23 protein-coding genes are annotated in these 25573 nt (G+C 70.4%); 17 read left to right on the top strand and 6 right to left on the bottom strand.

Annotated features, from left to right (window positions below; all coding sequences use genetic code 11):
* Positions 1 to 186 precede the first annotated feature (186 nt).
* The 9 genes from recG to OIE13_RS01350 all read left to right on the top strand — a co-directional run bounded on the left by recG (position 187) and on the right by OIE13_RS01350 (position 7308).
* Complete coding sequence (gene recG / locus OIE13_RS01310) at positions 187 to 2358, top strand: ATP-dependent DNA helicase RecG (RefSeq protein WP_326829433.1); 2172 nt, start codon at positions 187 to 189, stop codon at positions 2356 to 2358.
* Positions 2359 to 2934: 576 nt separating this feature from the next.
* A complete protein-coding gene (gene rsmD / locus OIE13_RS01315; RefSeq protein ID WP_326643963.1) occupies positions 2935 to 3522 on the top strand; it encodes a 16S rRNA (guanine(966)-N(2))-methyltransferase RsmD in 588 nt (195 codons plus the stop codon).
* Between the two features lie 16 nt (positions 3523 to 3538).
* Positions 3539 to 4015: a pantetheine-phosphate adenylyltransferase gene (gene coaD / locus OIE13_RS01320; RefSeq protein ID WP_326643961.1), complete on the top strand. Its 477-nt coding sequence runs from the start codon at positions 3539 to 3541 to the stop codon at positions 4013 to 4015.
* A gap of 66 nt (positions 4016 to 4081) precedes the next feature.
* Entirely contained in the window at positions 4082 to 4636 is a 555-nt protein-coding gene (locus OIE13_RS01325; RefSeq protein WP_326643958.1) for a YceD family protein, read from the top strand.
* 1 nt (position 4637) lies between these two features.
* On the top strand, positions 4638 to 4817 hold the full coding sequence (gene rpmF, locus OIE13_RS01330) for a 50S ribosomal protein L32 (protein ID WP_012894381.1): 180 nt from the start codon (positions 4638 to 4640) through the stop codon (positions 4815 to 4817).
* Positions 4818 to 5088: 271 nt separating this feature from the next.
* Positions 5089 to 5760, top strand: a complete 672-nt coding sequence (rnc, locus tag OIE13_RS01335) for a ribonuclease III (RefSeq protein WP_326646883.1) — start codon at positions 5089 to 5091, stop codon at positions 5758 to 5760.
* A gap of 22 nt (positions 5761 to 5782) precedes the next feature.
* Positions 5783 to 6649, top strand: coding sequence for a bifunctional DNA-formamidopyrimidine glycosylase/DNA-(apurinic or apyrimidinic site) lyase (mutM, locus tag OIE13_RS01340; RefSeq protein WP_326643950.1), 867 nt, complete (start codon positions 5783 to 5785; stop codon positions 6647 to 6649).
* Positions 6646 to 6921: an acylphosphatase gene (locus OIE13_RS01345; protein WP_326643949.1), complete on the top strand. Its 276-nt coding sequence runs from the start codon at positions 6646 to 6648 to the stop codon at positions 6919 to 6921. Before mutM ends, OIE13_RS01345 begins: the two co-directional genes overlap by 4 nt.
* A gap of 192 nt (positions 6922 to 7113) precedes the next feature.
* Positions 7114 to 7308, top strand: coding sequence for a hypothetical protein (locus OIE13_RS01350; protein WP_084195478.1), 195 nt, complete (start codon positions 7114 to 7116; stop codon positions 7306 to 7308).
* 65 nt (positions 7309 to 7373) lie between these two features.
* On the opposite strand, the gene OIE13_RS01355 is transcribed toward OIE13_RS01350, so the two are convergent.
* Positions 7374 to 8168, bottom strand: coding sequence for an alpha/beta hydrolase-fold protein (locus OIE13_RS01355; protein WP_326643945.1), 795 nt, complete (start codon positions 8166 to 8168; stop codon positions 7374 to 7376).
* Between the two features lie 164 nt (positions 8169 to 8332).
* On the opposite strand from OIE13_RS01355, the gene smc reads away from it, so the two are divergent.
* The gene (smc, locus tag OIE13_RS01360) at positions 8333 to 12016 is read left to right on the top strand and encodes a chromosome segregation protein SMC (RefSeq protein ID WP_326643943.1); all 3684 of its coding nucleotides are present in this window, start codon (positions 8333 to 8335) and stop codon (positions 12014 to 12016) included.
* A 243-nt stretch (positions 12017 to 12259) separates the two neighbouring features.
* The gene (gene ftsY / locus OIE13_RS01365; protein ID WP_326830256.1) at positions 12260 to 13426 is read left to right on the top strand and encodes a signal recognition particle-docking protein FtsY; all 1167 of its coding nucleotides are present in this window, start codon (positions 12260 to 12262) and stop codon (positions 13424 to 13426) included.
* Here ftsY and OIE13_RS01370 read toward each other — a convergent pair.
* The gene (locus tag OIE13_RS01370) at positions 13341 to 14267 is read right to left on the bottom strand and encodes an iron chelate uptake ABC transporter family permease subunit (protein WP_326643941.1); all 927 of its coding nucleotides are present in this window, start codon (positions 14265 to 14267) and stop codon (positions 13341 to 13343) included. The two genes, ftsY and OIE13_RS01370, sit on opposite strands and share 86 nt — an antisense overlap.
* A 519-nt stretch (positions 14268 to 14786) precedes the next feature.
* Here OIE13_RS01370 and OIE13_RS01375 point away from each other — a divergent pair.
* The gene (locus OIE13_RS01375; RefSeq protein ID WP_326643939.1) at positions 14787 to 15383 is read left to right on the top strand and encodes a sigma-70 family RNA polymerase sigma factor; all 597 of its coding nucleotides are present in this window, start codon (positions 14787 to 14789) and stop codon (positions 15381 to 15383) included.
* A gap of 78 nt (positions 15384 to 15461) precedes the next feature.
* Here the strand turns inward: OIE13_RS01375 and OIE13_RS01380 are convergent, their stop codons facing one another.
* Positions 15462 to 16298, bottom strand: a complete 837-nt coding sequence (locus OIE13_RS01380) for a DMT family transporter (RefSeq protein ID WP_326829434.1) — start codon at positions 16296 to 16298, stop codon at positions 15462 to 15464.
* Between the two features lie 85 nt (positions 16299 to 16383).
* Here OIE13_RS01380 and OIE13_RS01385 point away from each other — a divergent pair, with 85 nt between their 5' ends.
* Together OIE13_RS01385 and OIE13_RS01390 are read left to right on the top strand one after the other, a co-directional pair.
* Positions 16384 to 16959 (top strand): helix-turn-helix domain-containing protein, encoded by a 576-nt coding sequence (locus OIE13_RS01385; protein ID WP_326643934.1) that lies wholly within the window; start codon positions 16384 to 16386, stop codon positions 16957 to 16959.
* A gap of 215 nt (positions 16960 to 17174) precedes the next feature.
* Entirely contained in the window at positions 17175 to 18107 is a 933-nt protein-coding gene (locus tag OIE13_RS01390; RefSeq protein WP_326829435.1) for a polysaccharide deacetylase family protein, read from the top strand.
* Positions 18108 to 18308: 201 nt separating this feature from the next.
* Here OIE13_RS01390 and OIE13_RS01395 read toward each other — a convergent pair whose 3' ends face one another.
* The 3 genes from OIE13_RS01395 to typA form a co-directional block, all read right to left on the bottom strand.
* On the bottom strand, positions 18309 to 18458 hold the full coding sequence (locus OIE13_RS01395) for a hypothetical protein (protein WP_326643930.1): 150 nt from the start codon (positions 18456 to 18458) through the stop codon (positions 18309 to 18311).
* A 178-nt stretch (positions 18459 to 18636) separates the two neighbouring features.
* Entirely contained in the window at positions 18637 to 19260 is a 624-nt protein-coding gene (locus tag OIE13_RS01400) for a superoxide dismutase family protein (RefSeq protein ID WP_326643927.1), read from the bottom strand.
* 207 nt (positions 19261 to 19467) lie between these two features.
* Positions 19468 to 21321, bottom strand: a complete 1854-nt coding sequence (typA, locus tag OIE13_RS01405) for a translational GTPase TypA (protein ID WP_326643925.1) — start codon at positions 21319 to 21321, stop codon at positions 19468 to 19470.
* Positions 21322 to 21577: 256 nt separating this feature from the next.
* On the opposite strand from typA, the gene OIE13_RS01410 reads away from it, so the two are divergent.
* The 3 genes from OIE13_RS01410 to OIE13_RS01420 are packed head-to-tail and all read left to right on the top strand — an operon-like array spanning position 21578 to position 25571.
* On the top strand, positions 21578 to 22357 hold the full coding sequence (locus OIE13_RS01410) for an alpha/beta hydrolase (protein ID WP_442811718.1): 780 nt from the start codon (positions 21578 to 21580) through the stop codon (positions 22355 to 22357).
* Positions 22358 to 22392: 35 nt separating this feature from the next.
* Entirely contained in the window at positions 22393 to 24438 is a 2046-nt protein-coding gene (gene pta / locus OIE13_RS01415; protein WP_326643921.1) for a phosphate acetyltransferase, read from the top strand.
* Positions 24435 to 25571 carry an acetate/propionate family kinase gene (locus OIE13_RS01420; protein WP_326643920.1) on the top strand — a complete coding sequence of 379 codons (1137 nt, stop codon included), beginning with the start codon at positions 24435 to 24437 and terminating at the stop codon, positions 25569 to 25571. The genes pta and OIE13_RS01420 overlap by 4 nt, the downstream gene beginning before the upstream one ends.
* The last annotated feature ends 2 nt before the right edge of the window (positions 25572 to 25573 follow it).

Here is a 25573-nt window from a genome sequence, read left to right on the forward strand (position 1 = left end):
GGTGTCGGACGAGCCGGTGTAGCGAGATTCGGTGTCAAGTGAGTCGGTGTCGCGAGATTCGGCGGCCGGTGCGCCGCCGGGGCGTTCGCGGGTGACGGCGCGTGAACCGCTCCGCGAGCCGGATCGGCGGCGCCGTCCGGGCCGGGTCGGGCGATTTCTGTCCCCCGCGCACGGTAGAAAGCTGGGGTGACGAGCTTCGACGAGCCGCTGGCGAAGGCGCTGGACCCTAAAACCGCCAAGTTGCTGGAGAGCGTTCTCGACCTGCGCACCGTCGGCGACCTGCTGCGGCACTACCCGCGGCGCTACGCCGAGCGGGGCGAGCTGACCGACCTCGACGATCTGCGGGTTGACGAGCACGTCACGGTGGTGGGCGAGGTCACCAGGGCGATGCGCAGGCCGATGCGTAACAAGGGCGGCACCTGGCTGGAGGTCGAGGTCGTCGACGCCCGCCGCAGCAAGATCTACCTGTCGTTCTTCGGCAAGGCGTCACACATCGCGGAGACGCGGCTGCGACCGGGCAGGCGCGGCATGTTCGCGGGGAAGGTCAGCGCCTTCGGCCAGGGCGAGAAGCGCAAGTGGCAGCTCTCCCACCCCGAGTTCGAGATGATCGAGGAGAGCGAGACGGGGGCCGAGGAGTTCGCCGCCGCGCTCGTGCCGATCTACCCGGCGGGCAAGGACGTGACGCCCTGGGCCATCCGCAGGGCGCTGGGCGTCGTCCTCGACACGATGGGCGAGCTCGACGACCCGCTCCCCGCGGAACTGCGCGGCCGGCACAGGCTCCCCGGCCTGTCGGACGCGTTGCTGGCGGTTCACCGCCCGCGCGACCACGCCGACGTGAGCAGGGCGCGCAAGCGGCTCAGGTTCGACGAGGCGTTCCTGCTCCAGGCGGTGCTGCTGCAGCGCCGGATGGCCGCGGCCTCCTGGCCCGCCACGCCCAGGCCCGCGATTCCCGACGGGCTGCTCGCCGACTTCGACGGGCGGCTGCCGTTCGAGCTGACCGAGGGGCAGCGCGAGGTGGGCAAGGAGGTCGCGGCCGATCTGGCCATGACCCACCCCATGCACCGGCTGCTCCAGGGCGAGGTCGGGGCCGGCAAGACCGTGGTCGCGCTGCGGGCGATGCTCCAGGTGGTCGACGCCGGGGGGCAGGCCGTGCTGCTGGCGCCCACCGAGGTGCTCGCCCAGCAGCACCATCGGTCGATCTCGGCCATGCTCGGCGACCTGGCCACCGGTGGCATGTTCGGCGGCACCGCGGTCGCCCTGCTGACCGGCTCGCTGGGTGCCGCGGCCCGTCGTTCGGCCATGCTCGACGCGGCCTCGGGCGCGGCGGGCATCGTCGTCGGCACCCACGCGGTCCTGCAGGAGCGGGTCCAGTTCGCCGATCTCGGCCTGGTCGTGGTCGACGAGCAGCACAGGTTCGGCGTCGAGCAGCGCGACGCGCTCCGCGAGAAGGCCGGGGGTGGCCGCCCGCACGTGCTCGTCATGACCGCCACGCCCATTCCCCGCACGGTCGCCATGACGGTCTTCGGCGACCTCACGGTCTCCACACTCTCCCAGTTGCCCTCCGGGCGTGCCCCGATCACCACGCATGTGGTTCCCGCCGCGGAGAAGCCGCACTTCCTCGACCGCGCCTGGACCCGGCTGCGCGAGGAGATCGGGCTGGGCCGCCAGGCCTACGTCGTGTGCCCGCGCATCGGCGATCTGGAGGGCGACGAGGGCGACATGTCGAAGGCCGACGATGAGCGCAGGCCGCCGCTGGCGGTGCTCGACGTGGCTGAGACGCTCTCGCACGGGCCGCTGCAGGGGCTCCGTACGGAGGTGCTCCACGGCAAGCTGCCTCCCGAGGAGAAGGAGGCGGTGATGAAGGCGTTCACCAGGGGAGAGATCGACGTGCTGGTGGCGACCACGGTCATCGAGGTCGGCGTCGACGTCCCCAACTCCTCGGTCATGGTCATCATGGACGCGGACAGGTTCGGCGTCTCGCAGCTCCACCAGCTCCGCGGCAGGGTCGGCCGCGGCGGGCTGCCGGGTCTCTGCCTGCTGGTGACCGATTCCCCGGGGGGCACGCCCGCCAGGGAACGGCTCGACGCCGTGGCGGCCACCCTGGACGGCTTCGAGCTGTCCCGTGTCGACCTGGAACAGCGTAGGGAGGGTGATGTGCTCGGCGTGGCCCAGTCGGGGCGCAGATCGTCGCTGAAGATGCTCAGGCTCCTCCGCGACGAGGATGTCATCCACGCCGCACGCCTGGACGCCGAGACGATGCTGGAGGCCGACCCCGAGCTGGCGGGGCACCCCGTGCTCCGCGCGGAGATCGACAGGCTCCTGGCGGACGAGCGCGCCGAATATCTGGAGAAGACCTGACAGGTGGCGGAGGCGATGCCAGGCGGAAAGGCGGGCGTCGTGGGTGTCGCGGGTGTCGCGGCGGTGGCAGACGGCCGGGCCGCGCTGTGCCCAACTGCGGGGACGGCCTCCCCCCGAATGCCGTCCCCGCCTGGGCCCACTCCCGGGTCAGGTGCCGAGAGCACCGGCGTGCGGAAGGGCTCACGATCACGCCGGTCGGCCTCCCCCTGGGTCACTTGGAGGCCGCAGGAATCATCATGCAAGGGACCGGCACCTGACGGAACGACCCTTACGCTTTCGTCGCCACTCCTTGCCCACTCTTGACCTAGATCACCTACCAGGACCCTTTTGACCTGCGGTTATGTGATGCGTCGCGACACGCCGTGCTGTGCGCGGCGCACCTGGGCGTCTCAGGGGCCGGTGTCGGAACCGGTGTCGGAACCGGTATCGGGACCAGTGTCGGGACGGGGTGCGGGCCGCGTCTGACGGTGTCTGACGGCACTGGGCGGCGCCTGACGGAACCGGTATCGGGACAGGGGGCGGGCGGCGCCTGACGGTCCTGACGGCACTGGGCGGCGGCACTGAGAGGATGGCCGGGTGAGCCGAGTCATCGCGGGAAGCGCAGGGGGACGGCGGCTGGCCGTGCCGCCGGGGCGGGGGACCCGCCCCACGAGTGACAGGGCGAGGGAGGGGATCTTCTCCACGGTGGGGTCGCTGATCGGCCCGCTGGAGGGGTGCCGGGTGCTCGACCTCTACGCGGGCTCGGGCGCGCTCGGGCTTGAGGCGCTCTCCCGGGGGGCCGCCCGTGTGCTTCTCGTGGAGTCGGACGCCAGGGCGATCCGGACGATCAGGCAGAACGTCACCTCGCTGGGGTTGCCCGGAGCCGAGGTAGCCGCCGACAGGGTTGAGCGGCTGCTGGCCAGGGGTGTCGGGGACACCGGGGACACTGGGGAGCCCTACCACCTCGTCCTCGCCGACCCGCCGTACGCGCTGGGTGACGAAGAGGTGGGGACGGTGCTTGAGCTGCTACGTGACCGGGGCTGGCTGGCCGAGGACGCGCTCGTCGCGGTGGAACGTGAGAGCAGGGGTAGAGACCTCCTGTGGCCCACGGGCTACGAAGAGGAGAGGGTCCGTCGTTACGGTGAAGCGTCCGTTTGGTACGGTCGCGCCGCCGGGAATCCTTAAGAGCAGGGAGTCCACCTTGCGTCGCGTTGTCTGTCCGGGATCATTCGATCCCGTCACGAACGGTCATCTGGACATCATCGGCCGGGCTTCCCGGCAGTACGACGAGGTCGTTGTAGCCGTACTGATCAACATCGAGAAGAAGAGCCTCTTCACGGTGGATGAGCGCATCCAGACGCTCCGGACGGTCACCAAGGAGTACGGGAACGTCCGCGTGGACAAGTTCCACGGCCTCCTGGTCGACTACTGCAGGCAGCAGGAGATCCCCGCCATCGTGAAGGGCCTGCGCGCGATCAGCGACTTCGACTACGAGCTCCAGATGGCGCAGCTCAACTACCGGATGTCGGGGGTGGAGACGCTGTTCATGGCCACCGGCCCCGAGGTCTCCTTCCTGTCTTCCAGCCGCATCAAGGAGATCGTCAAGTACGGTGGCAGTGTGGCCGGACTGGTACCTGATCTTGTCCAGGAACTCCTGGTCGAACGGCTCAGGGGCTAGGCCCTGCTATTCTCTTGTTTCGGCCTTGCACGATGGCGATGATGCGCCATGCCTAATGAGAGTGAAATGATTCAGCGCAACCTTGACCCCCGAGCCCCGTGGGTGATCTCTACCCATGACCTGGGGCGACGACCAGGGTCAATGCGTCGGATGAATCTCGTTCTCCCGGCACCGGCGGACATCGGCGTCGACATGATCGGCGTCCCCAGGGACGCCGATGTCGAGCTGGACATCCGGCTTGAGGCGGTCATGGAGGGTGTGCTCGTCACGGGCACTGCGCAAGCCCCGCTGCGGGGGGAGTGCGCACGCTGCCTGGAGCCGGTCATCTCGCGAACCGAGGTGGACTTCCAGGAGCTGTTCTTCTACTCGGCAGAGGATGCTGCCGAGAGTGACTCGCTTCTCGACGGTGAACTTCTCGACCTCGAACCCGCGTTTCGCGACGCGGTGGTGCTCACACTGCCGTTGAGTCCGGTCTGCGGTGAAGACTGCACCGGGCTCTGCGCGGAGTGCGGGGTCAGGCTGGCGGATGCCGAGCCTGACCACGGCCATGAGGTGATCGACGCCCGCTGGGCGAAGTTGCAGGGTCTGGTTCCGGAACATAACAACGATCAGGAGAGCTGACGTGGCTGTCCCCAAGCGCAAGATGTCGCGGAGCAACACCCGCTCCCGCAGGTCGCAGTGGAAGGCCGCCGCGGTTTCGCTCGTGAGCTGCCCCCAGTGCCGCTCGCCGAAGCGTCCGCACGTGGCATGTCCGACCTGCGGCACTTACAACCGCCGTCAGGTGATCGAGCCCTCCGCCTGATCGCATTCTGACTGACGGATGCCGACCGGGTCCTCCACGGCCTCGGTCGGCGTCACCGTCTGCATCCCCTGCGATGGCGGCCCGCCCGCGGCTGTGGTGGACGCCGGGGTTCGCGGTAGAACGCGTGCCCTCCCGGCGCCCACCACATCTTCGGGCATCTCTCGTTCCTTCGCCATCGCGCATTCGATGAGAGAACGTGCGAGGAGAAGCCTTGGGTACGAGCGTCAAGCCGGTCGCCGTCGAGTTCGTCAAGAACGAGCTTGAGCGCCTTCTGTCGGTGCGCCTGGACGTCGCCATCCTGGAGCGTGCGCTGACGCACCGCTCCTACGCGTACGAGAACGGCGGCCTGCCGACCAACGAGCGCCTGGAGTTCCTGGGCGACTCGGTGCTGGGCCTGGTCGTCACCGACAGCCTCTACCGCAACCATCCAGACCTGCCCGAGGGGCAGCTCGCCAAGCTCAGGGCCGCGGTGGTGAACATGCGCGCCCTCGCCGATGTGGCCCGCTCGCTGGGCCTTGGCCGCTTCCTGCGGCTCGGCCGGGGCGAGGAGGGCACCGGGGGGCGTGACAAGTCCTCGATCCTCGCGGACACCCTTGAGGCGCTCATCGGCGCGGTCTACGTGAACAGGGGCCTGGACGAGGCGTTCCGCGTCGTCCACCTGCTCTTCGATCCCCTCATCACCCGCTCCGCCTCGCTCGGCGCCGGGCTCGACTGGAAGACCTCCCTGCAGGAGCTCACCGCGTCCGAGTCGCTCGGCGTGCCCGAATACCATGTCGAGGAGAGCGGCCCCGACCACGCCAAGTCCTTCACCGCGGTCGTTCGCGTCGGCGGAGAGGGGTACGGTTCGGGATCCGGCCGCTCAAAGAAGGAAGCCGAGCAGCAGGCCGCCGAGGCGGCCTGGAACAGGATCCGCCAGGACCGCGACAGGCGCGAAGCCGGCTGACTCGTCGCCAAAGGAGGGGTGCATGCCCGAACTGCCCGAGGTCGAGGTGGTACGCCGTGGCCTGGAGCGGTGGGTTTCCGGCAGGGTCGTCGCCCATGCCGAGGTGCTCCACCCGAGGGCGATCAGGCGGCATCTTCCCGGAGCCGAGGAGTTCTCCGCCCGGCTGCAGGGCCGCACCGTCGGCCCGGCGGAGCGCAGGGGTAAGTACCTCTGGCTGCCGCTGGACGGCTCCGGCGCGATCCTGGCGCACCTCGGGATGAGCGGCCAGCTGCTGGTCGTGGAGCCGGACTCGGCATCGGAGAAGCACCTGCGGGTCCGGATCGGCTTCACCGACGGCGGCCCGGAGCTGCGCTTCGTCGATCAGCGAACCTTCGGCCACGTGCTGGTGACCACCATGACCCGGGCCGGCGGCCGGGCGGTGCCCGAGCCGATCGCGCACATCGCGGCCGACCCGTTCGAGAGGCATTTCGACGACGAGGCGTTCGCCCGCCGGCTGCGCGTCCGGCAGACCGAGGTCAAGCGCGCGCTTCTGGACCAGTCGCTGATCAGCGGTGTCGGCAACATCTATGCCGACGAGGCGCTCTGGCGGGCCGGACTGCACGGTGCCAGGCCCACCGGGTCGCTGACCAGGCCGAAGATCGCCGAGCTGCTGGGCGCCGCCAGGGAGGTGATGTCCGCCGCACTGGCCGAGGGCGGCACATCTTTCGACAGTCTTTACGTGAATGTCAATGGTGAGAGCGGTTACTTCGACCGTTCCCTCGCTGTCTACGGCAGGCGCGACGAGCCCTGTTCCCGGTGCGGTGCCCTGATCGTCCGCGAGTCGTTCATGAACCGCTCCTCCTACAGTTGCCCTCGCTGCCAGCCCAGGCCGAGGGGGGCCGCGGAGTGACGGACGTGCGGCTGACCGCCTGGGTCAGAGGTCGTGTGCAGGGTGTGGGGTTCCGCTGGTGGGCGCGGGCCAGGGCGCTGGAGCTCGGCCTGGTCGGCTGGGCACGCAACACGGCCGACGGCCGGGTCGAGGTGGTCGCGCAGGGTCCTGAGCAGTCGTGCTCCATGCTGCTTGAGCTGCTCAGGGGTGGTGAGACACCCGGCAGGGTGGACGGGGTCGTCGAACGTTGGAGCGAGGTCAAAGGTAGTCCCGAAGGTTTCGTTGAGCGTTGACCACTTTCCAGACCCACCCAAAATAAGGTATAGTTAACTGTCGAGAGTGCCTACTGGTGCATCCACTCGGAGCGTTCAACTTGACCGTCTCCCTCACCGGTGCGACTCTTGCATAAAGAACCACGCGCACCCCTCCCGCGGCAAAGAAGTGCGCGAACCAGTCTGGTCACTCAGCGTGGAGGACCCTTTACTATGGCGAAGGCTCTACTCGGCCACGTCGGCGGTCCCGACCCTCGTATGGTCTCGGAAATGCGTCGTCTTCAACAACGCATCCGTGATCTCGAGGGAGAGCTCACCCGGCTCCAGGCCCAGAACGACGAACTCGCGGCAAGTGCCCGCGATGAGGAGTTCAACCGTCTGCAGGATCGTGAGCCGGCCCTCACTTAACGGGGCCGGGGCGGAAACACACTGTCCGGGGACGCCTCGTCGGGGCGTCCCTTGTCATATACGTGTCATATATGTCGTGCGAGGAAGGCCAGCTGCTCGGGTAACACCCTGCGGCGATAGGCCGTGTCCTGGCATCCGTCGCTGATCCCTCCCTCGGCCGTGGCGCCCAGTGCCTTCAGGCCCTTCAGCATGGTCTGGGTCTGCCGTGCCCATGCGTCGCGCTCTCCACACCCCAGCCAGACCGGGATGTTCACGAGTTCGCGCAGCGGCGCCTGCGCCGCGCTCACCGTCGGCGATGCCGCGACGACCGCCCCCACCTGTGCGGGGCCCAGCTCCGCGGCCAGCCTCAGCGCCCCCGCGCCGCCCGCCGACCAGCCCATCAGCCCGATCTTCGTGGTGTCCATCCCGTTCATGCTCAGGTAGGGCAGCAGGGTTCCCGGGATGTCGGCGGAGGGCCAGTCGTCGATGGAGGCCAGCGCGAAGCGCCCGCCCCCGGCGGCCAGATAGCGGTCGATCGCGTAGACGTCGAACGGCGTGCGCGCGTCACCCGCGGCCCCGTGAAGCATGATCACCACGGGTAGCCCGTCCGCCGCCCCCGGGGGCAGCCCGACGATGACCCGCCGCCGGTCGACCCGGCTGCGCTGGAGCGTTCCAGGAGACGTCACCGGGGGTGCGGGGACCAAGCCGCAGACGATCTGGGCGTACGCCCCCCGGATGCCGTCGGGGCCGGCCGCCAGCACGGCGCCACCGAGGCCCAGCGCGGCCAGTCCGCCGCCCACCAGGAAGGCGCGCCGCCCGAGACGACCCCTGCCGCTCGATGGGCGTGACGGAGCTCCGTCGGCACCGCGTTCACCGTTCATGCAGGGCACCATAGGCGGTGTGCGGGCGGGTGCGGGTGAAGAACGGTAGTCTTCCCGCGTTGGCGAAGCCGTGGGCTGACGAGGGATGACGCGTTCATCGGTGCCGGGGGTGCGGCGCGTGACGCGCAGGCCGGCGCGGCCGCACCGTGAACGGGGGGTTTTCCTTGTATCTCAAGACCCTTACCCTGCGCGGTTTCAAATCCTTCGCCTCGGCCACCACGCTCAGGTTCGAGCCGGGTATCACCGCGGTCGTCGGCCCCAACGGGTCCGGCAAGTCCAACGTGGTCGACGCCCTGGCCTGGGTCATGGGGGAGCACAGCGCCAAGTCGCTGCGCGGTGGCAAGATGGAGGACGTCATCTTCGCCGGCACCTCCTCGCGGGCACCGCTGGGCCGCGCCGAGGTCACGTTGACCATCGACAACACCGACGGCATGCTCCCGATCGACTACACCGAGGTGACGATCAGCCGCCTGATGTTCCGGGCCGGCCAGAGCGAGTACGCCATCAACGGCGACATCTGCCGCCTGCTCGACATCCAGGAACTGCTGTCCGACTCCGGCATCGGCCGCGAGATGCACGTCATCGTCGGCCAGGGCCAGCTCGACCAGGTGCTGCACGCGGGACCCGAGGAGCGCCGGGCGTTCATCGAGGAGGCCGCGGGCGTTCTGAAGCACCGCAAGCGCAAGGAGAAGGCGCTGCGGAAGCTCGACGCGATGCAGGCCAACATGACCCGGGTCCAGGACCTCACCACCGAGCTGCGCCGCCAGCTCAAACCGCTGGGCCGCCAGGCCGAGATCGCCCGCAGGGCCGCCGTCATCCAGGCAGACCTCCGCGACGCCAGGCTCCGGCTGCTCGCCGACGACGTGCTCACCCTGCGGACCACCCTGGAGCGGGAGATGGCCGACGAGGCGGCGGTCCTCGCCCGCCGCACCGCTGTGGAGATCGAGCTGGAGCAGGGGCAGGCCGCCGAGGCCGAGCTGGAGGGCGCCGAGGCCGAGGCCCAGCCGCGCCTGGCCGCCGCACAGGAGACGTTCTTCCGGCTCTCCTCCCTCCGCGAGCGGCTCAGGGGCCTGGCAGGGCTCGCCGCCGAGCGGCACCGGCACGCCACCGACAACGCGGTGGAGCGGCGGGGGCGTGATCCCGAGGATTTCGAACGTGAGGCCGAGGAGGTCCGCGAGCAGGAGCGGGTCCTGGTCGAACTGCTCGAAGGGGAGCGGGAGTCACTCGCCGAGGCCGTGGCCCGGCGTGCCGAGACCGAGGCCGCGCTCGCCGCGGAGGAGCGGCGGCTGGGCGCGGAGGCCAGGGCCGCCGCCGACCGGCGCGAGGGCCTGGCCAGGCTCAGGGGTCAGGCCGGGGCCGCGCGCAGCCGGGCGGGGGCCGCAGAGGAGGAGATCGGCCGGTTGCGGCGCTCGCTGGAGGAGGCCGAGCAGCGCGCAGAGGGAGCCCGCGCCGAGTACGACGGCCAGGAAAGTGCCGAGCCGACCGCCGACCCGGCCCTCGCCGAGGAGCTGGAGATCGCCCTGGAGACGGTCGAGCAGGCCAGGGAGTCCGTCGAGTCGGCCAGGGCCGGGGGCGAGGAGGTCAAGGCGGCCGTCGCGGGCCCGAACGCCGCGCTCGCCGCCGCCAGGGCCGCCCTCGCCGCGGCCCGCAAGGCCGACCAGCAGGCGCAGCGCCAGGTGGCCGCGCTGGAGGCCAGGTTCGAGGCTCTGGAGCTGGGGCTGGCCGGTGGTGCCGACGGTGGAGCCGCGCTGCTCGCCGCCGACCTGGCCGGGGTGCTCGGGCCGGTGGCGACCATGCTGTCGGTGCGGGCCGGCGCCGAGGAGGCCATCGCCGCAGTGCTCGGGGCCGACGCCGAGGCCGTCGCCGTCGAGTCGCTGCAGAGCGCGGCCGACGCCATCGAGTTCCTCAGGGGCCACGACGGCGGCCGGGCCGGTCTCGTCATCGCCGCGGGTGGAGCGGCGGTCCCACCGGGCCAGGTGCCGCAGGCCGGTGCGGAGTGGGCGATCGACCTGGTCACGGTCTCCGCCGAGCTGCGGGCCGCCGCCACCCACCTGCTGGCGGGCGTGCTGGTCGTGGACGATCTCGCGATCGCGAGGAAGACGGTCGAGCAGTACCCCGAGCTGCGGGCCGTCACCCGCTCCGGCGACCTCCTGGGTGCCCACGTCGCCGGCGGCGGCTCGGCGGGCGGCACCTCCGCCATCCAGATGCGGGCCGCGCTCGACGAGGCGGCCGCCGACCTGGCCGAGGCCAGGGTCGCCGCCGAGCTGGCGGCAATGGAGCTGGAGGAGACCGCACAGGCCGAGGGGGAGGCGCAGCTCGCGGTCGAGACCGCCCAGGCGCGGGTCGCCGACGCGCAGACGGGGGTGCAGAACACGCAGGCCGCCTTCAACGCGGCGCAGGCCGCCCTGGACCGGGTCAGGGCGAGGCAGCGCGACGTGGACCAGAAGGTCGCCGCGGTGGCCAGGCGGCTCGCCCAGCTGGACGCCGCCGCCAAGGCGGCCCGTGAGGAGTGCGAGCGCCTGGCAGGGGGCGTACGGGCGGCCGAGGAGGCGCGTGACCGCGACACGGCCGGTTTCGCCGAGCTGGAGGAGCGGCTCGCCGAGGCCGTAGGTGCCGAGGAGCAGCAGAGCGAGCCCGGCACCGACCTGCGCGACGAGCTCGCCGAGATCTGCGCGACGGCCAGGCAGGACGAGATGGAGGCCCGCCTCACCGTACGGACGGCGGAGGAGCGGGTCAGGAGCATCGACGGCAGGGCCGAGGAGCTGACGCGCGCCGCGGAGCGCGAGCGCGAGGAGCGTGCCAGGGCGGCCGAGCACAGGGAGCGGCGGCGTGAGCAGGCGCGGACGGCCCAGGCGGTCGTCAGGGGCGCGGAGCTGGCGCTGCGCGCGCTGGAGACCTCCCTGACCGCCGCCGCCGGAGAGCGCGACGAGGCGGAGCGGGCACGCGGGCAGATCGACGCCTCGCTCAAGGCGGTCAGGGTCCGGGTCCGGGAGCTCACCGGCGAGCTGGACAAGCTGGTCAATCGGGCGCACGGCAGCGAGGTGGCCCGCACCGAGCAGCGGCTCCGCCTGGAGCAGCTCCAGGGGCGGGCGGTGGAGGAGTACGGCGTCGAGACCGAGACCCTCATCGCCGAGTACGGCCCCGGCGAGCCGGTTCCGACGGAGGACGGCGAGCCCATCCCCTACGACCGCGAGGAGCAGCTCAAACGGGCCAGGGCGGCCGACCGCCAGATGGCCCAGCTCGGCAAGGTCAACCCGCTCGCGCTTGAGGAGTTCGCGGCGCTGGAGGAGCGGCACGCGTTTCTCACCTCGCAGCTGGAAGACCTCAAGAAGACCCGCCGCGACCTGCTGCTGGTGGTCAAGGAGGTCGACGAGCGGGTCGAGCAGGTCTTCGGCGCCGCGTTCGCGGACGTGGCCCGCGAGTTCGAGACGATCTTCACGCGGGTGTTCCCGGGTGGTGAGGGCAGGCTGCTGCTCACCGACCCGCAGGACATGCTGACCACCGGTGTCGAGGTCGAGGCCCGGCCGCCGGGCAAGAAGGTCAAGCGGCTGTCGCTGCTGTCCGGCGGTGAGCGGTCGCTGACCGCCGTGGCGTTCCTCGTGTCCATCTTCAAGGCGCGGCCCTCGCCGTTCTACGTGATGGACGAGGTCGAGGCCGCGCTGGACGACACCAACACCCAGCGCCTGCTGACCCTCTTCGAGGAGCTCCGGCAGACCTCGCAGATCATCATCATCACCCACCAGAAGCGCACCATGGAGATCGCCGACGCGCTGTACGGCGTGTCGATGCGCGGGGACGGCGTCACCCAGGTCATCAGCCAGCGCCTGAGGGAGAACGAGCCCGCCTGAGGTCCCCAGGGGGCCTGGAGAGAGCCCGCGGGATGAGGCGCCGGTAGGCCGTGAACCTGCCCGAGCCCTCGGGGGCGGTCCGGGGCCGTCCTCACGATGAACGAGTCCGTCCGGGTCTTTGAGGGTGGTCCGCCCGGTCGGGGGTGACCGGTGACGAGGGACCGCGCACCCGTCCGGGCACCTTGAGGTCGGAGCATCCCGGGCCGTCTGGAAAACTGTGGTCTTGTGGAAGGCTATCTCGGCATGATCGCGATCATCGTCGTCGTCGCCCTGCTGGCGGCAGGCGGCATGCTCCTGCTGTTCAGGAGGGGGGGCACCAGTGCGCCGCCGCGGGTCGAGGCGCCCGAGGCGCCGACGACCCCCGAGGAGACGCGGGCCCCCGGCAGGGGCGCGGTCGTGGAGGACGACGAGGCGACGACCACCCTGCCGCCGCCGGCCAGGCCGGTCGAGCCCGAGGCCGTCGTCATCCCGGAGATCGAGATCCCGCCGCCGTCCGCCGGCCGGATGGTGCGGCTCCGCGCCCGGCTGGCCCGGTCGCAGAGCACCCTGGGCAAGGGGCTTCTTGAGCTGCTCTCCCGTGACCGTCTCGACGACGACGCCTGGGACGAGATCGAGGAGACCCTGATCACCGCGGACGTCGGCGTGGCGCCGACCCAGGCGATGGTCGAGGAGCTGCGTACCCGGGTGAAGGTGCTGGGCAGCCGGACGCCCGAGGAGGCGCGCGCCCTGCTCAAGGAGCAACTGCTCGGCCAGATCGGTGCCGACATGGATCGTACGCTGCACGTCAAGCCGCACGGTGAGCGTCCCGCGGTGGTCCTCGTGGTCGGGGTCAACGGCACCGGCAAGACCACCACCACGGGCAAGCTGGCGCGCGTCCTCATCGGCGACGGCGGCAAGGTCGTGCTGGGTGCCGCCGACACCTTCCGCGCCGCCGCCGCCGACCAGCTGCAGACCTGGGGAGACCGGGTTGGGGCAGCGGTCGTACGCGGCCCGGAGGGCGGTGACCCCGCCTCGGTGGCCTTCGACGCCGTGGCCGAGGGCATCAGGGAGAAGGCCGACGTGGTGATCGTCGACACCGCCGGGCGGCTGCACACCAAGACCGGTCTGATGGACGAGCTCGGCAAGGTCAAGCGCGTCATCGAGAAGAAGGCCACCGTCGACGAGGTCCTGCTCGTCCTCGACGCCACCACGGGTCAGAACGGCATGCGCCAGGCCCAGGTGTTCGCCGAGGTGGTCAACATCACCGGCATCGCCCTGACCAAGCTTGACGGCACCGCCAAGGGCGGCATCATCATCTCCGTCCAGCGCGAGCTGGGCGTCCCGGTCAAGCTGGTCGGCCTTGGCGAGGGTCCCGACGACCTCGCCCCTTTCGATCCCGAGGTCTTCGTGGACGCGCTCCTCGGGGAGTGAGTCCCGCCCGGTTGAGCCGGTCGGTCTCGGGGAGAGGCCGATCGGTGTGGCCCGGTTCGATCCCGAGGTCTTCGTGGACGCGTTCCTCGATGAGAGGCCGGACGGGCCTGGCCCGGTTCGATCCCGAGGTCATGGAGATCCAGGCCCGCTGTCGCTGCCCGCCTGACAGCTCGTCCAGCGGACGATCGCCCAGGTCGAGCAGGCCGGTCATGGCCAGGGCCACGCCGACCGCGGACTCGTCGTCGGACGACCACTGCCGGTACCAGGTCTGGTGCGGGTGCCTTCCCCTGGCGACCAGGTCCGCGCCGACGACCAGGACCGCGCCGGTGAGGGCCGAGACGACCAGCGGTGGCTGCGCCACCCCGGCCAGGCGCAGCGCGATCTGCGGGGCGGTCAGGGCGACGAACGCGATCGGCCCGGCGGAGGCGGTCGCCGTCGCCGCGAGAAGTACGGCCGCGAGGATCATCAGGCCCCTGGCGAGGTTCATCCGCACTCCCAGGCCGGTCACGGTGTCGTCGCCGAAGCGCAGCGCGCCGAGCGAGGCGGTGCCGACCAGGACCAGCCGGTAGCCGTCCATGCCGCTACGCCAGGCCAGCAGGTAGACGGTCAGCGCGCCGAGCAGGCCGCCGAGCAGGGCCGCCGCGGGGACGCCCGCCTCGGCGAGGACACCGCTCACGCCGCCCCAGGTGTTTCCCGCCGCTACGATGACCGCGACCACGGTCACGCTGGCGCCGGTGGTGACGCCCAGGATGTCGGGGCCGGCCAGCGGGTTGCGGGTCCGGTCTCTGCCGGTCGCGGTTGGCCCGCGACAGGAACGCGCCCCAGGGCGGCGCCTTCTCAAATACTGATTAATTTCAGGTACCCGTACATCACATACTTGGACGCGACCACGGTACGAGCCGTGTCCGCCAAGGGGAGCGCGTGCGGTGAACCGCCGGGGTATGCCGGGCCGTCTTCCAAGTGGAGATTAAGTCCCCAACGCGTGGGAAGCGGGAAGGCGTGGAGATGGGTCTTGGAACTTCTGTGGGCGTAGGCCTCGATCCGGAGGCTATCCGGTGGCGAGTCCGTCAGGCGTGGCGATTGACACCTTTCCTAACCCGAAAGATGTCACTACCTGAGGCTATGTGATGATAGACACACCTTCGACCGAATCCGGAGAACGATGTTACGATATTGATACTTGTTCGGCTGTAGGGCGTGTCGTGCCCGCCGTTGGCGCAGTCGGCGAGCAGCCTCCCGATCGCGCAGGGCTTTTAACGGCCCCCTTACGGGGTGCCTGCGAGCATCGGCTACGCCGTCAGAAAGGGTGCGCCGCAGCCTTGCCGGGCGGCAGCGGGGGGAAAAGCACGAGGGGGGTCCAATGATCACGATGACGGAAGAGCAACGCCAGGACTGGTTCGAACGCGATGTCGTGCCGGTCACCGGTCAGCTCTACGCGTCCGCGATGCGTCTGACCCGCAACACCGCCGACGCGGAGGACCTGGTCCAGGAGACCGTCACCAAGGCGTTCACCTCATACCACCAGTTCCGCGAGGGTACCAACCTCAAGGCGTGGCTGCACCGCATCCTGACCAACAACTTCATCAACGACTACCGCAAGAAGCAGCGCTCGCCCAAGCTCTCGGCCGCCGAGGAGATCGAGGACTGGCAGCTCGCCGCCGCCGAGTCCCACATGTCCAGTGGTCTCAAGTCCGCCGAGACCGAGGCACTGGAGCAGCTGCCCGACAGTGCGGTCATGAACGCCCTACGTGCCCTGCCTGAGGACTTCCGGGTCGCCGTCTACCTGGCCGACGTCGAGGGCTTCGCCTACAAGGAGATCGCCGAGCGGATGGGCACCCCCATCGGCACGGTCATGTCCCGCCTCCACCGCGGTCGCCGCCAGCTCCGTACCATGCTTGAGGACTACGCCCGCGAGGAGGGCGGCCTCCGCTCGTCCGAGCAGGTCCAGGTCGCCTGAGCCGTTTCCCGCCTTCCCGCCTCGCCTTCCTGCTTTCTTGCCGGGACACCGCGAGGCCGGGAGGCCGGGACGGACGGGTCAACCGGATGCGATCAGCGCGACCGCGGCGAGCGTGAAGCCGATGCCCACGGTCTGCACGGTGTTGAGCCGTTCCCCCAGCACCTGACGGGCCAGCAGCAGCGTGCTCGCCGGGTAGAGCGAGACCAGGACGCCGACGAGGCTCAGCAGCCCTCGCTGCTGGGCGAGCATGAAGAGCACGTTGGCGACCATGTCGAGCGTTCCGGCCGCGATGATGACGCGCAGCGCGCCCGGTCCCGGCCGCAGGGTGCGGCCGGTGGACAGGGCCAGCAGTGCGATGAGGGTGACCGAGGCCAGGCGTGCCCCGACCAGAGGCCACACGCCACCTTCCGCCGGGGCCTGGGCGAGCATGATGAAGAAGCCGCCGAAACCCGCGCCCGCGGCGAGTGAGGCCAGGATCGGGCCGTACCCTCTGACGCTTTTCCCACCGGAGGAGTCGCGGCTCACCAGTAGCACCGCCAGCAGTGCGAGAACCACCCCCGCCAGCGCGATCGGCTCCGGACGCTCTCCGACGGCCAGCCCGAACAGCACGGGCAGCACCGCCGAGACGGTCGCGGTGATCGGCGCCACCACCGACATCACGCCGGTGGCCAGCGCCCGGTAGAACAGCACCACCGCCGCCGCGCCGCAGAGACCGGAGGCCGCGCCCCAGGCCAGCGTCACGGGTGCCGGGGTTCCCGGCAGGGCCGGTAGCAGCGCGACGGCCACGGCCAACCCTGCGACCTGGGAGAGGACCACCACGGCGAGCACCCGCGACCGGCGAGTGGCCATGCCGCCCAGGAAGTCCGCGGTGCCGTAGACCATCGCGCAGGCCGTCGCCAGCACCACAGCGGTCACGCGTCACCTCAGTTCAATGGACTGTACTCCTAGGACAATATATGAAGTGCAATGGAGTGCCAACAAAGTTCACTAAACTGAACTTGTGGACCCAGAGACGATCACTGCCGCAGTCGCCAACAACGTGCGGGCCCAGCGGGCGCACCGGCAGATGACCCTCGACGAGCTCGCCGCGCGCTCCGGGGTGAGCCGGGGCATGCTCGTCCAGGTCGAGCAGGGCAGGACCAACCCGAGCATCACCACGCTCACCCGCATCGCCGACGCGCTCGGGGTGACCGTCGCACGGATGGTGGAGGTCTCCGACACGCCCGTGGTCCGGGTGGTCCACAGATCGGACGTGGTCACCTTCCCGCACGGCGAATCCAGCACCGCGCGCCTGCTGGTCGGCACCGACGCGCCCGCCATCCTGGAGCTGTGGGACTGGCGGCTGGCCCCCGGCGACCACCATGACGGCGACGCCCACCCCCCGGGAACCCGCGAGATGCTGACCGTGCTGGAGGGACGGCTCACCCTCTCGGTGTACGGCAGGAGCCACACCGTTGAGGAGGGTGACGCGGTCGTGTTCAGTGCCGACCGCCCGCACAGGTACGCCAACGAGGGGGACGTCCCGCTGCGGTTCATGATGGTCGTGACCGAGCCCCGGGAGACGCCGGACCGCTGACCGATATGAGACGTTCGCTGGACAGAGCCCTTTTAAGGCGCTAACTGGCCTCATCAGATGAGACATCGCCCCAGGTTATGCATCTCACTGAATGTGGCGCGTCGATACGGACAACTGGCGATTGACGCCCCATCCTGGTAGAAGTCCCGGCCATGATCCTGCGGGGGAGGCCGCCGGGGCTGCTTGTCGTCCCCGCGCCGCTTTCTGGGGGAAGCATGCGGGTATGGATGGTGGTGGCGACCCTGCTGCTCGTGGTCGCGGGATGCGCTTCCCCGAGCACCACGACGGGCTCGCCCGAGCCGGCGGCGCCCACCGGGACCATCGCGCCCACCGGGAGACCCACCCCGATCGAGCCGACCGCCCCGATCGAGCCGACCGCCCCCATCGTGCCCATCGTGCCCGCGCCTGCCGGTACCCCCGCCGGCGGCGTGCCCTCACCGGCCGGTTCCGGGAGGGCCGGCGCGAGGAAGGCCGAGGTCCGGCCGGGCCGGCCGGCGGGAAACCTCCCCGCCCCGCGCCCGGCGCGCAGGATCGACTGCGAGCGGGTCAAGTGCGTGGCGCTGACCTTCGACGACGGTCCGGGTGCCTACACCGAGAGCCTGCTCGACATGCTCGCCAGGCACCGGAACAGGGCGACCTTCTTCGTCGTCGGGCAGATGGTGCCGGGGAAGGGGGAGAGCATCCTCCGCAGGATGGTGGCCGAGGGGCACGAGCTGGGCAACCACAGCTGGAACCACCCGGAGCTACCCGGCCTGTCGGAGGTCGGTATCAGAGAGCAGCTGAACCGTACCCAGTGGATCGTCAAGCGCGCGACGGGGGTGACGATGGACCTCATACGCCCCCCGTACGGGGCGACCGATGCCCGGGTCGCCGCGGAGAGCCGCCACCTGGGGCTGGCCCAGATCATGTGGGACGTCGACACGCTCGACTGGCGTGACAGGGACTCCTCGCTCGTCGCCCGCCGCGCGGCCGAGGCGACACCGGGCTCCATCGTGTTGATGCACGACATCCATCTCTCCACCGTTCAGGCCGTCCCGCGGCTGCTGCACCATTTCGCCGCCAGGGGCTACAGGTTGGTGACGCTCTCGGAGCTGTACGGGAGGCGCCTGCTGTCGGGCAGGAAGTACCCCAGAGACAGCGGCTTCTGACCTCCGGTGACGGCCCCGCCCGGGAGGACCTCCGGTGACGGCCCCGCCCGGGAGGACCTCCGGTGACGGCCCCACCCGGGAGGAGGGCGGCCTGACGATCACCGTCGAGTTGCTGTACGAGAGCCCCTGACCAGATCCGGTACGGCTCCGTTCCCCCGAGCGGAGGCCGTACCGGTCGTGCTCTCAGGTGAGCAGTAGCTCTCAGGTGAGCAGTAGTACGAGCGCGGTGAAGGCCACCCACGCGAACAGCAGGGCCAGACGCATCCGGCCGGTCACGACCTGCATGGTGATGATCCCCCTTTCTATGCGGAAATCCTGCCCGGCCGCTCTTGGAGGGGGGTTGGAAGTCACTGGGGCCGATCCTGCCGATCCCGCCGTGGTGAGGCGTGGTGAGACGTAGTGAGGCATGGTGAGGATCGGTCAGGCGCTGCCCCGCAAGGCGCGAGAGGAGCGGCGGCGTGTGGCGGTGATCGGCGACGGCGCGGCGCCGCCTGACCGCGGTGGGCGGAGGATCCAGGGGATGGAACCCCTAATGCCTGATGATCACGCCGCAGGCGACGCGTCCGCCGGAGTCTCCCGCCTTGAGGGTTTCCGCGTCCGGGCCGCCTGTGCCGGCCGGGTCGCCGGGATCGGCGGGGTGGCCGTAGCGGTCGGGGATGTTGGCATGGTTGTCGGGCAGCATGTGGACGACGATGGAGCTGCCGTCGGAGTCGAAGAGCTGTCCCACCCGGAAGCGGTCGGTCACGACCGTGGCCTCACCGGTGCCGTCCGCGGCGACGAGGAGGTTGGGCAGGTCGCCGGAGTGATCGCCGTGCGTGGCCGAGTGGATGGTGAAGTGCGCGCCCGCGCTGGAGAAGGGGCTGCGGGTGACCGGGTCGATCGCCTTGGGGTCGCAGACACCCCTGGTGTGGATGTGGAAGCCGTGATAGCCGGCGTTCAGGCCGCTGACGGAGACCGTGAGCCTGGACTTGTTGTACGGCTTGTGGTCGATGCGCAGAAAGCCGACGTTCTTCCCGGCCGTGTTCTTGATGACGGCCTCGGCCGACGGCCAGGGCCATCGTGGCACGTGTGACGTCGCCTGGGCGGTCGCGCCGGTGCCGGCCGCCAGCGTGCCGAGCGCGACGGCCAGGGCGAGACAGGTCCTGTGAAACATGAGAGATCCCCCGTACGGTTCCCGGGCTCCCCCTCAGGTGGGGGGAGCGGCCCCAGCACAGGTTCATACCCCAACGGGGACGGGCACCCGCGTCACCACGCCGCCCCTGTGGGCACTCGGGGTGATCGCCGGCTCGTCGTGTTTACCCGGCGGGCGTCCGACCTGCCCGGCCCGCGTGGTGACGCGGGCCGGGCAGGTCGGTGGCGATCAGTTGGTCCGCTTGGCGCGGGCGGTGGTCCTGGCGCGGGTCGAGGCGTCGAGGACGACCTTGCGGATGCGCACGTTCTCCGGCGTGATCTCCACACACTCGTCCTCACGGATGAACTCCAGCGCCTGCTCCAGCGAGAGCTGGCGCGGCGGGATCAGCGTCTCCGTCGTGTCGCTCGTCGAGGAGCGCATGTTGGTGAGCTTCTTCTCCTTGGTGATGTTCACATCCATGTCGTCGGAGCGCGAGTTCTCACCGACGATCATGCCCTCGTAGACCTCGGTGGTCGGCTGGACGAACAGCACGCCGCGCTCCTGCAGGTTCAGCATGGCGAACGGGGTCACCGGGCCAGGCCGGTCGGCCACCAGCGAGCCGTTGTTGCGGGTGCGCAGCTCGCCGAACCACGGCTCGTAGTTCTCGAACACGTGGTTCACGATGCCGGTGCCACGGGTCTCGGTCAGGAACTCGGTGCGGAAGCCGATCAGACCGCGGGCCGGGACCACGAACTCCATCCGGATCCAGCCGGTGCCGTGGTTGGTCATGTGCTCCATGCGGCCCTTGCGGACGGCCAGCAGCTGGGTGATCGCCCCGAGGTAGTCCTCCGGGCAGTCGATGGTCACCCGCTCGACCGGCTCGTGGACCTTGCCGTCGACGAGCTTGGTGACGACCTGCGGCTTGCCGACGGTCAGCTCGTAGCCCTCGCGGCGCATCTGCTCGACCAGGATGGCCAGCGCCAGCTCACCGCGGCCCTGCACCTCCCAGGCGTCGGGGCGCTCGGTCGGCAGGACGCGCAGCGACACGTTGCCGACGAGCTCCTTGTCGAGCCGGTCCTTGACCATGCGGGCGGTGACCTTGGAACCCTTGACCCTGCCGACCAGCGGCGAGGTGTTGGTGCCGATGGTCATGGAGATCGCGGGCTCGTCGACCGTGATGAGGGGCAGCGGACGCGGGTCGTCGGGGTCGGCGAGGGTCTCGCCGATCATGATGTCCGGGATGCCGGCGATCGCGATGATGTCGCCGGGGCCCGCCTCCTCGGCGGGCTTGCGCTCCAGCGCGTCGGTCATCAGCAGCTCGGTGACCTTCACCCGCTGGATGGTGCCGTCGGTGCGGCACCAGGCGACCTGCTGGCCCTTCCTGATGGTGCCCTGGTGGACACGGCAGAGCGCGATCCTGCCCAGGTAGGAGGAGGCGTCGAGATTGGTGACGTGCGCCTGCAGCGGGGCCGTCGGGTCGTACGTCGGAGCCGGGATGGTGTTCTTGATCACCTCGAACAGCGGCTCCAGGTCCTCGGAGTCCGGCATGCCGGCGTCCTCGGGACGGTTGAGCGAGGCGCGGCCGGCCTTGGCCGAGGCGTAGACGATCGGGAAGTCGATCTGCTCCTCGGTGGCGTCCAGGTCGATGAAGAGCTCGTAGACCTCGTCCACGACCTCCTTGATCCGGGCGTCGGGGCGGTCGACCTTGTTGATGCACAGGATGACCGGCATCTTGGCGGCGAACGCCTTGCGCAGCACGAACCGGGTCTGCGGCAGCGGGCCCTCGGAGGCGTCGACCAGCAGCACGACGCCGTCGACCATGGACAGACCCCGCTCGACCTCACCGCCGAAGTCGGCGTGGCCGGGGGTGTCGATGATGTTGAGCGTCATACCGCCGTGCTTGACCGCGGTGTTCTTCGCGAGAATGGTGATGCCCTTCTCGCGCTCGAGGTCGTTGGAGTCCATGACACGGTCGTCCACGTCCTGGTTGACGCGGAATGCGCCCGACTGCCAGAGCATGGCATCCACGAGAGTGGTCTTGCCGTGGTCGACGTGCGCGATGATCGCGATGTTCCGCAGGTCGTCGCGGCTGTTCAAAGGCATGATGGAATCTCACTCTGTGATCGTGGAGGCGGCCGAGGAACCTGCGGCTCTCCTATTTTAGTTGATCCGGACAATCGCTCTCACGCCTCTGACCGATGAAGTGTGTCAATTCACCCTCAGAACCCCCGCCGGTCCCCTTCGATCCACAATCGGTACCGGGGTGGACGTCCACGACGAGCTCGCGCTGGAGAAGGCCGGGACCTTCCTGTGGGTCCATGCCGTGGCCGGCCACCGGGCACTCCCTAAGCTCGGATACATGCCTTACGCACCGTCGTTCCCCGTGATGCTCAGGACCCGGGATGATCTGCGGATCGATGCCGCGCACACCCCGTCGCGCGGGGCGGCCGACCTCGGGATCGTGCTGGCCCACGGTTTCACCGGGTCGTGGAGGGAACGTGTCACCCGCCGCATCGCCCACGTGCTCAGCGGGTTCGGCGGGGTGGTGGCGTTCGACTTCCGAGGGCACGGCCGCTCGGGAGGGCTGTCGACGGTGGGCGACCTGGAGATCCTCGACGTGGACGCGGCGGTGCGGCACGCGCGGACGATCGGCTACCGCAGGGTCGTGACCGTCGGGTTCTCCATGGGGGGTGCGGTGGTCCTGCGGCACGCGGGGGTGCTCGGCGGGGCGGACGCGGTGGTGTCGGTGAGCGCGCCGGCGCGGTGGTACTACCGGGGGACCCGGCCGATGCGCCAGGTGCACTGGGCGATCGAGAGGCCGGTCGGGCGGCTGGCCACCCGGCTGGGCAAGAACACCCGGATCATGAAGGGCGTGTGGGACCCGCTGCCGCTGGCGCCGTACGAGGCGGCCGCGAAGATCTCACCGGTGCCGCTGCTCGTCGTGCACGGGGACGCGGACCCGTTCTTCCCCCTGGAGCACGCGCACCAGATCCACGGGTGCGCGGACGAGCCGAAGGAGCTGTGGATCGAGCCCGGGTACGGTCACGCGGAGTCGGCGGCCACGCCGGAGCTGATCCGCCGCATCGGCGGGTGGGCCGTCGCCCGTTCCCGCCCGCCGGAAGGTGTTTACTCCTCTTGACGACGAATGATCGACAACGGTGGGGGACGGGGCGTATGCGGAGCATCTACGTGGCGGGTCTCGGGCGGGGAGACGGCAGGCAGATCGTCGAACTCGGCCTGATGGAACTGCTCACCCGGAGGGCCGGCCGTACGGGGGTGTTCCGGCCGATCACCGGGGGCGGCGAGGACCGCATCCTGGAACTGCTCAAAAGCAGATACCAGCCCGCAGCCGCGGTGACGGGGGTGAGCGCCGAGGAGGCAGCGGAGATCTACGCGGAGCGGGGCGTCGAGGAGCTCGTCGGCCGGATGGTCGCCCGCTTCCACACGCTGGAGCGGGAGTGTGACGCGCTGCTGGTGCTCGGCAGCTATTTCGACACCGACGACCTGCCGCGCGAGCTGGGTTTCAACGCCCGTCTGGCCGCCGAGTTCGGCGCTCCGGTGATCGTGGTGGTGGGCGCGCACGGCGACGCCGCCGAGGAGATCGCGGCCGAGATGCGCACCGGCTACCAGGTCTTCTCCGACCTGGGGTGCACCGTGCTCGCGGTGATCGCCAATCGGGTGCCCGAGGGCACGGTCGTCGACTGTGAGCTCCCGGTCCTCTGCTACGCCATCCCCGAGCATCCCTCGCTGTCGGCGCCGACCGTCGGGCAGGTCATGCGGGCGGTGGACGCGGAGCTGATCCAGGGCGACGAGGACGGCCTGCTCCGCGACGTGTTCGGGTTCGTGTTCGGCGGGGCGACGCTCCCGGTGTTCCTGGAACATCTGCTCGACGGCGCGCTGGTGATCGCACCGGGCGACCGCGTGGACCTGCTGCTGGTCTCGCTGGCCGCCGAGGCGGCCGGTACGGTGCGACCGGCCGGGGTCGTGCTCACCGTGGGGGAGCGGCCCACGACGCCCGTACGGGCGCTCACAGCCCGTCTGGCGCCCGGCATGCCGGTGCTCGCGGCCGACGGGGGCAGTTTCGAGGTGGCGACCACCCTGGCGGGCCTGGAGGGGCGGCTCACCGCGGACAACCCCCGCAAGATCGAGACAGCCCTGGGCCACTTCGAGGCCCATGTGGACGCCGACGCCCTGGCCGACCGGATCGAGCTGACCCGCTCGGAGCGGGTCACCCCGATGATGTTCGAGCACACGCTGCTGGAGCGGGCGCGGACCGACCGGCGGCACATCGTGCTGCCCGAAGGCGAGGAGGACCGCATCCTGCGGGCGGCGGACATCCTGCTGCGGCGCGGCATCGTCGACATCACCCTGCTGGGCAGGGAGGACGTGGTGCGGCGGCGGGTCGCCGACCTCGGCCTCGACCTGTCGGGTGTGACCGTCGCCGACCCGCTGACCTCGCCGCTGCGGGAGTCGTTCGCCCGGGAGTACGCCGAGTTGCGGGCGCACAAGGGCGTCACCCCCGAGCGAGCCGTGGACGTGGTCGCCGACGCCAACTTCTTCGGCACGATGATGCTGCACCGGGGCCTCGTGCACGGCATGGTCTCCGGGGCCGCGCACACCACGGCCGCCACCATCCTGCCCGCCTTCCAGATCATCAGGACGGTCCCCGGCACCTCCATCGTCTCCTCGGTGTTCTTCATGTGCCTGGCCGACCGGGTGCTCGTCTACGGCGACTGCGCGATCAACCCCGACCCGGACGCCGAGCAACTCGCCGACATAGCGATCTCCTCGGCCCGTACGGCGGAACGGTTCGGCATCGAGCCGAGGATCGCGATGCTGTCCTACTCCACCGGCGAGTCGGGCAGCGGCGCCGACGTCGACAAGGTCCGCGCCGCCACCGCCCTGGTCGCCGAGCGCGCGCCGGACCTGCTGGTCGAGGGGCCCATCCAGTACGACGCGGCGGTGGACGCCCGCGTCGCCGCGGCCAAGCTGCCGGGGTCGCGGGTCGCCGGCCGGGCGACCGTGCTGATCTTCCCGGACCTGAACACCGGCAACAACACCTACAAGGCGGTGCAGCGCTCGGCCGGGGCCGTCGCGATCGGACCGGTCCTGCAGGGGCTGCGCAGGCCGGTCAACGACCTGTCGCGCGGCGCCCTGGTCACCGACATCGTGAGCACCGTCGCGATCACCGCCATCCAGGCGCAGGAGGTCACGCTGTGAGCCGGGTACTGGTCCTCAACTCCGGGTCGTCCTCGGTGAAGTACCGGCTGCTGAGCGGTGCCGAGCACCTGGCCTCGGGAGTGGTGGAGCGGATCGGCGAGCTCGGCTCCCCGGTGCCCGACCACCGGGCGGCCCTGAAGGTGGTCGCCGACCTGCTCGCCGCCGAAGGGCTGGGGCTCGACTCTCCCGAGCTCGTCGCGATCGGGCACCGGGTGGTGCACGGCGGCACGACCTTCGCCGAGCCCACACTGATCACCGACGAGGTGGTCAGGAAGATCGAGGAGCTCATCCCGCTCGCCCCCCTGCACAACCCCGCCAACCTGACGGGCATCGAGGTGGCGCGGCGGCTTCGCCCCGACCTGCCGCAGGTGGCCGTCTTCGACACCGCCTTCCACGCGACGATCCCCCCGGCCGCCTCGACGTACGCGATCGACAGGGCGGTGGCCGAGCGGCTGAGCGTGCGGCGCTACGGCTTCCACGGCACCTCACACGCGTACGTCTCCCGCCAGGCCGCACTCCTCGCGGACCGGCCCGGGGCCAACGTGATCGTCCTGCACCTGGGCAACGGGGCCAGCGCCTCGGCGGTGTCCGCGGGGCGGTGCGTGGACACGTCCATGGGCATGACCCCGCTGGAGGGCCTCGTCATGGGCACCCGCAGCGGCGACCTGGACCCGGCGGTCGTCCTCTACCTGGCGCGTGCCGGAGGCATGTCCCTCGACGAGATCGACGTGCTGCTCAACCGCCGCAGCGGGATGCTCGGCCTGTGCGGTGACAACGACATGCGCGCGGTGGCGGAGCGGGTGAGCGAGGGCGACCCGGACGCCGAGCTGGCCATGTCGGTCTACTGCCACCGGCTCCGCAAGTACGTCGGCGCCTACTACGCGGTCCTCGGCACCGTCGACGTCATCGCCTTCACCGGAGGGGTGGGGGAGAACTCCGCGCTGGTCAGGGAGCGGTCGCTGGCCGGTCTCGGGGCGCTCGGCATCACCGTCGACCCGGCGCGCAACGTGCGGGGCGGCACGATCATCTCCCCTGACGGCGGTGGCGTGAAGGTCGCGGTGATCCCCACCGACGAGGAATTCGAGATCGCCAGGCAAACTCTGCTGGTCGTTTCGCGAACCAACCGGGGATGAAT

Source organism: Streptosporangium sp. NBC_01810 (assembly GCF_035917355.1).
In the GTDB taxonomy this organism is placed as follows: domain Bacteria; phylum Actinomycetota; class Actinomycetes; order Streptosporangiales; family Streptosporangiaceae; genus Streptosporangium.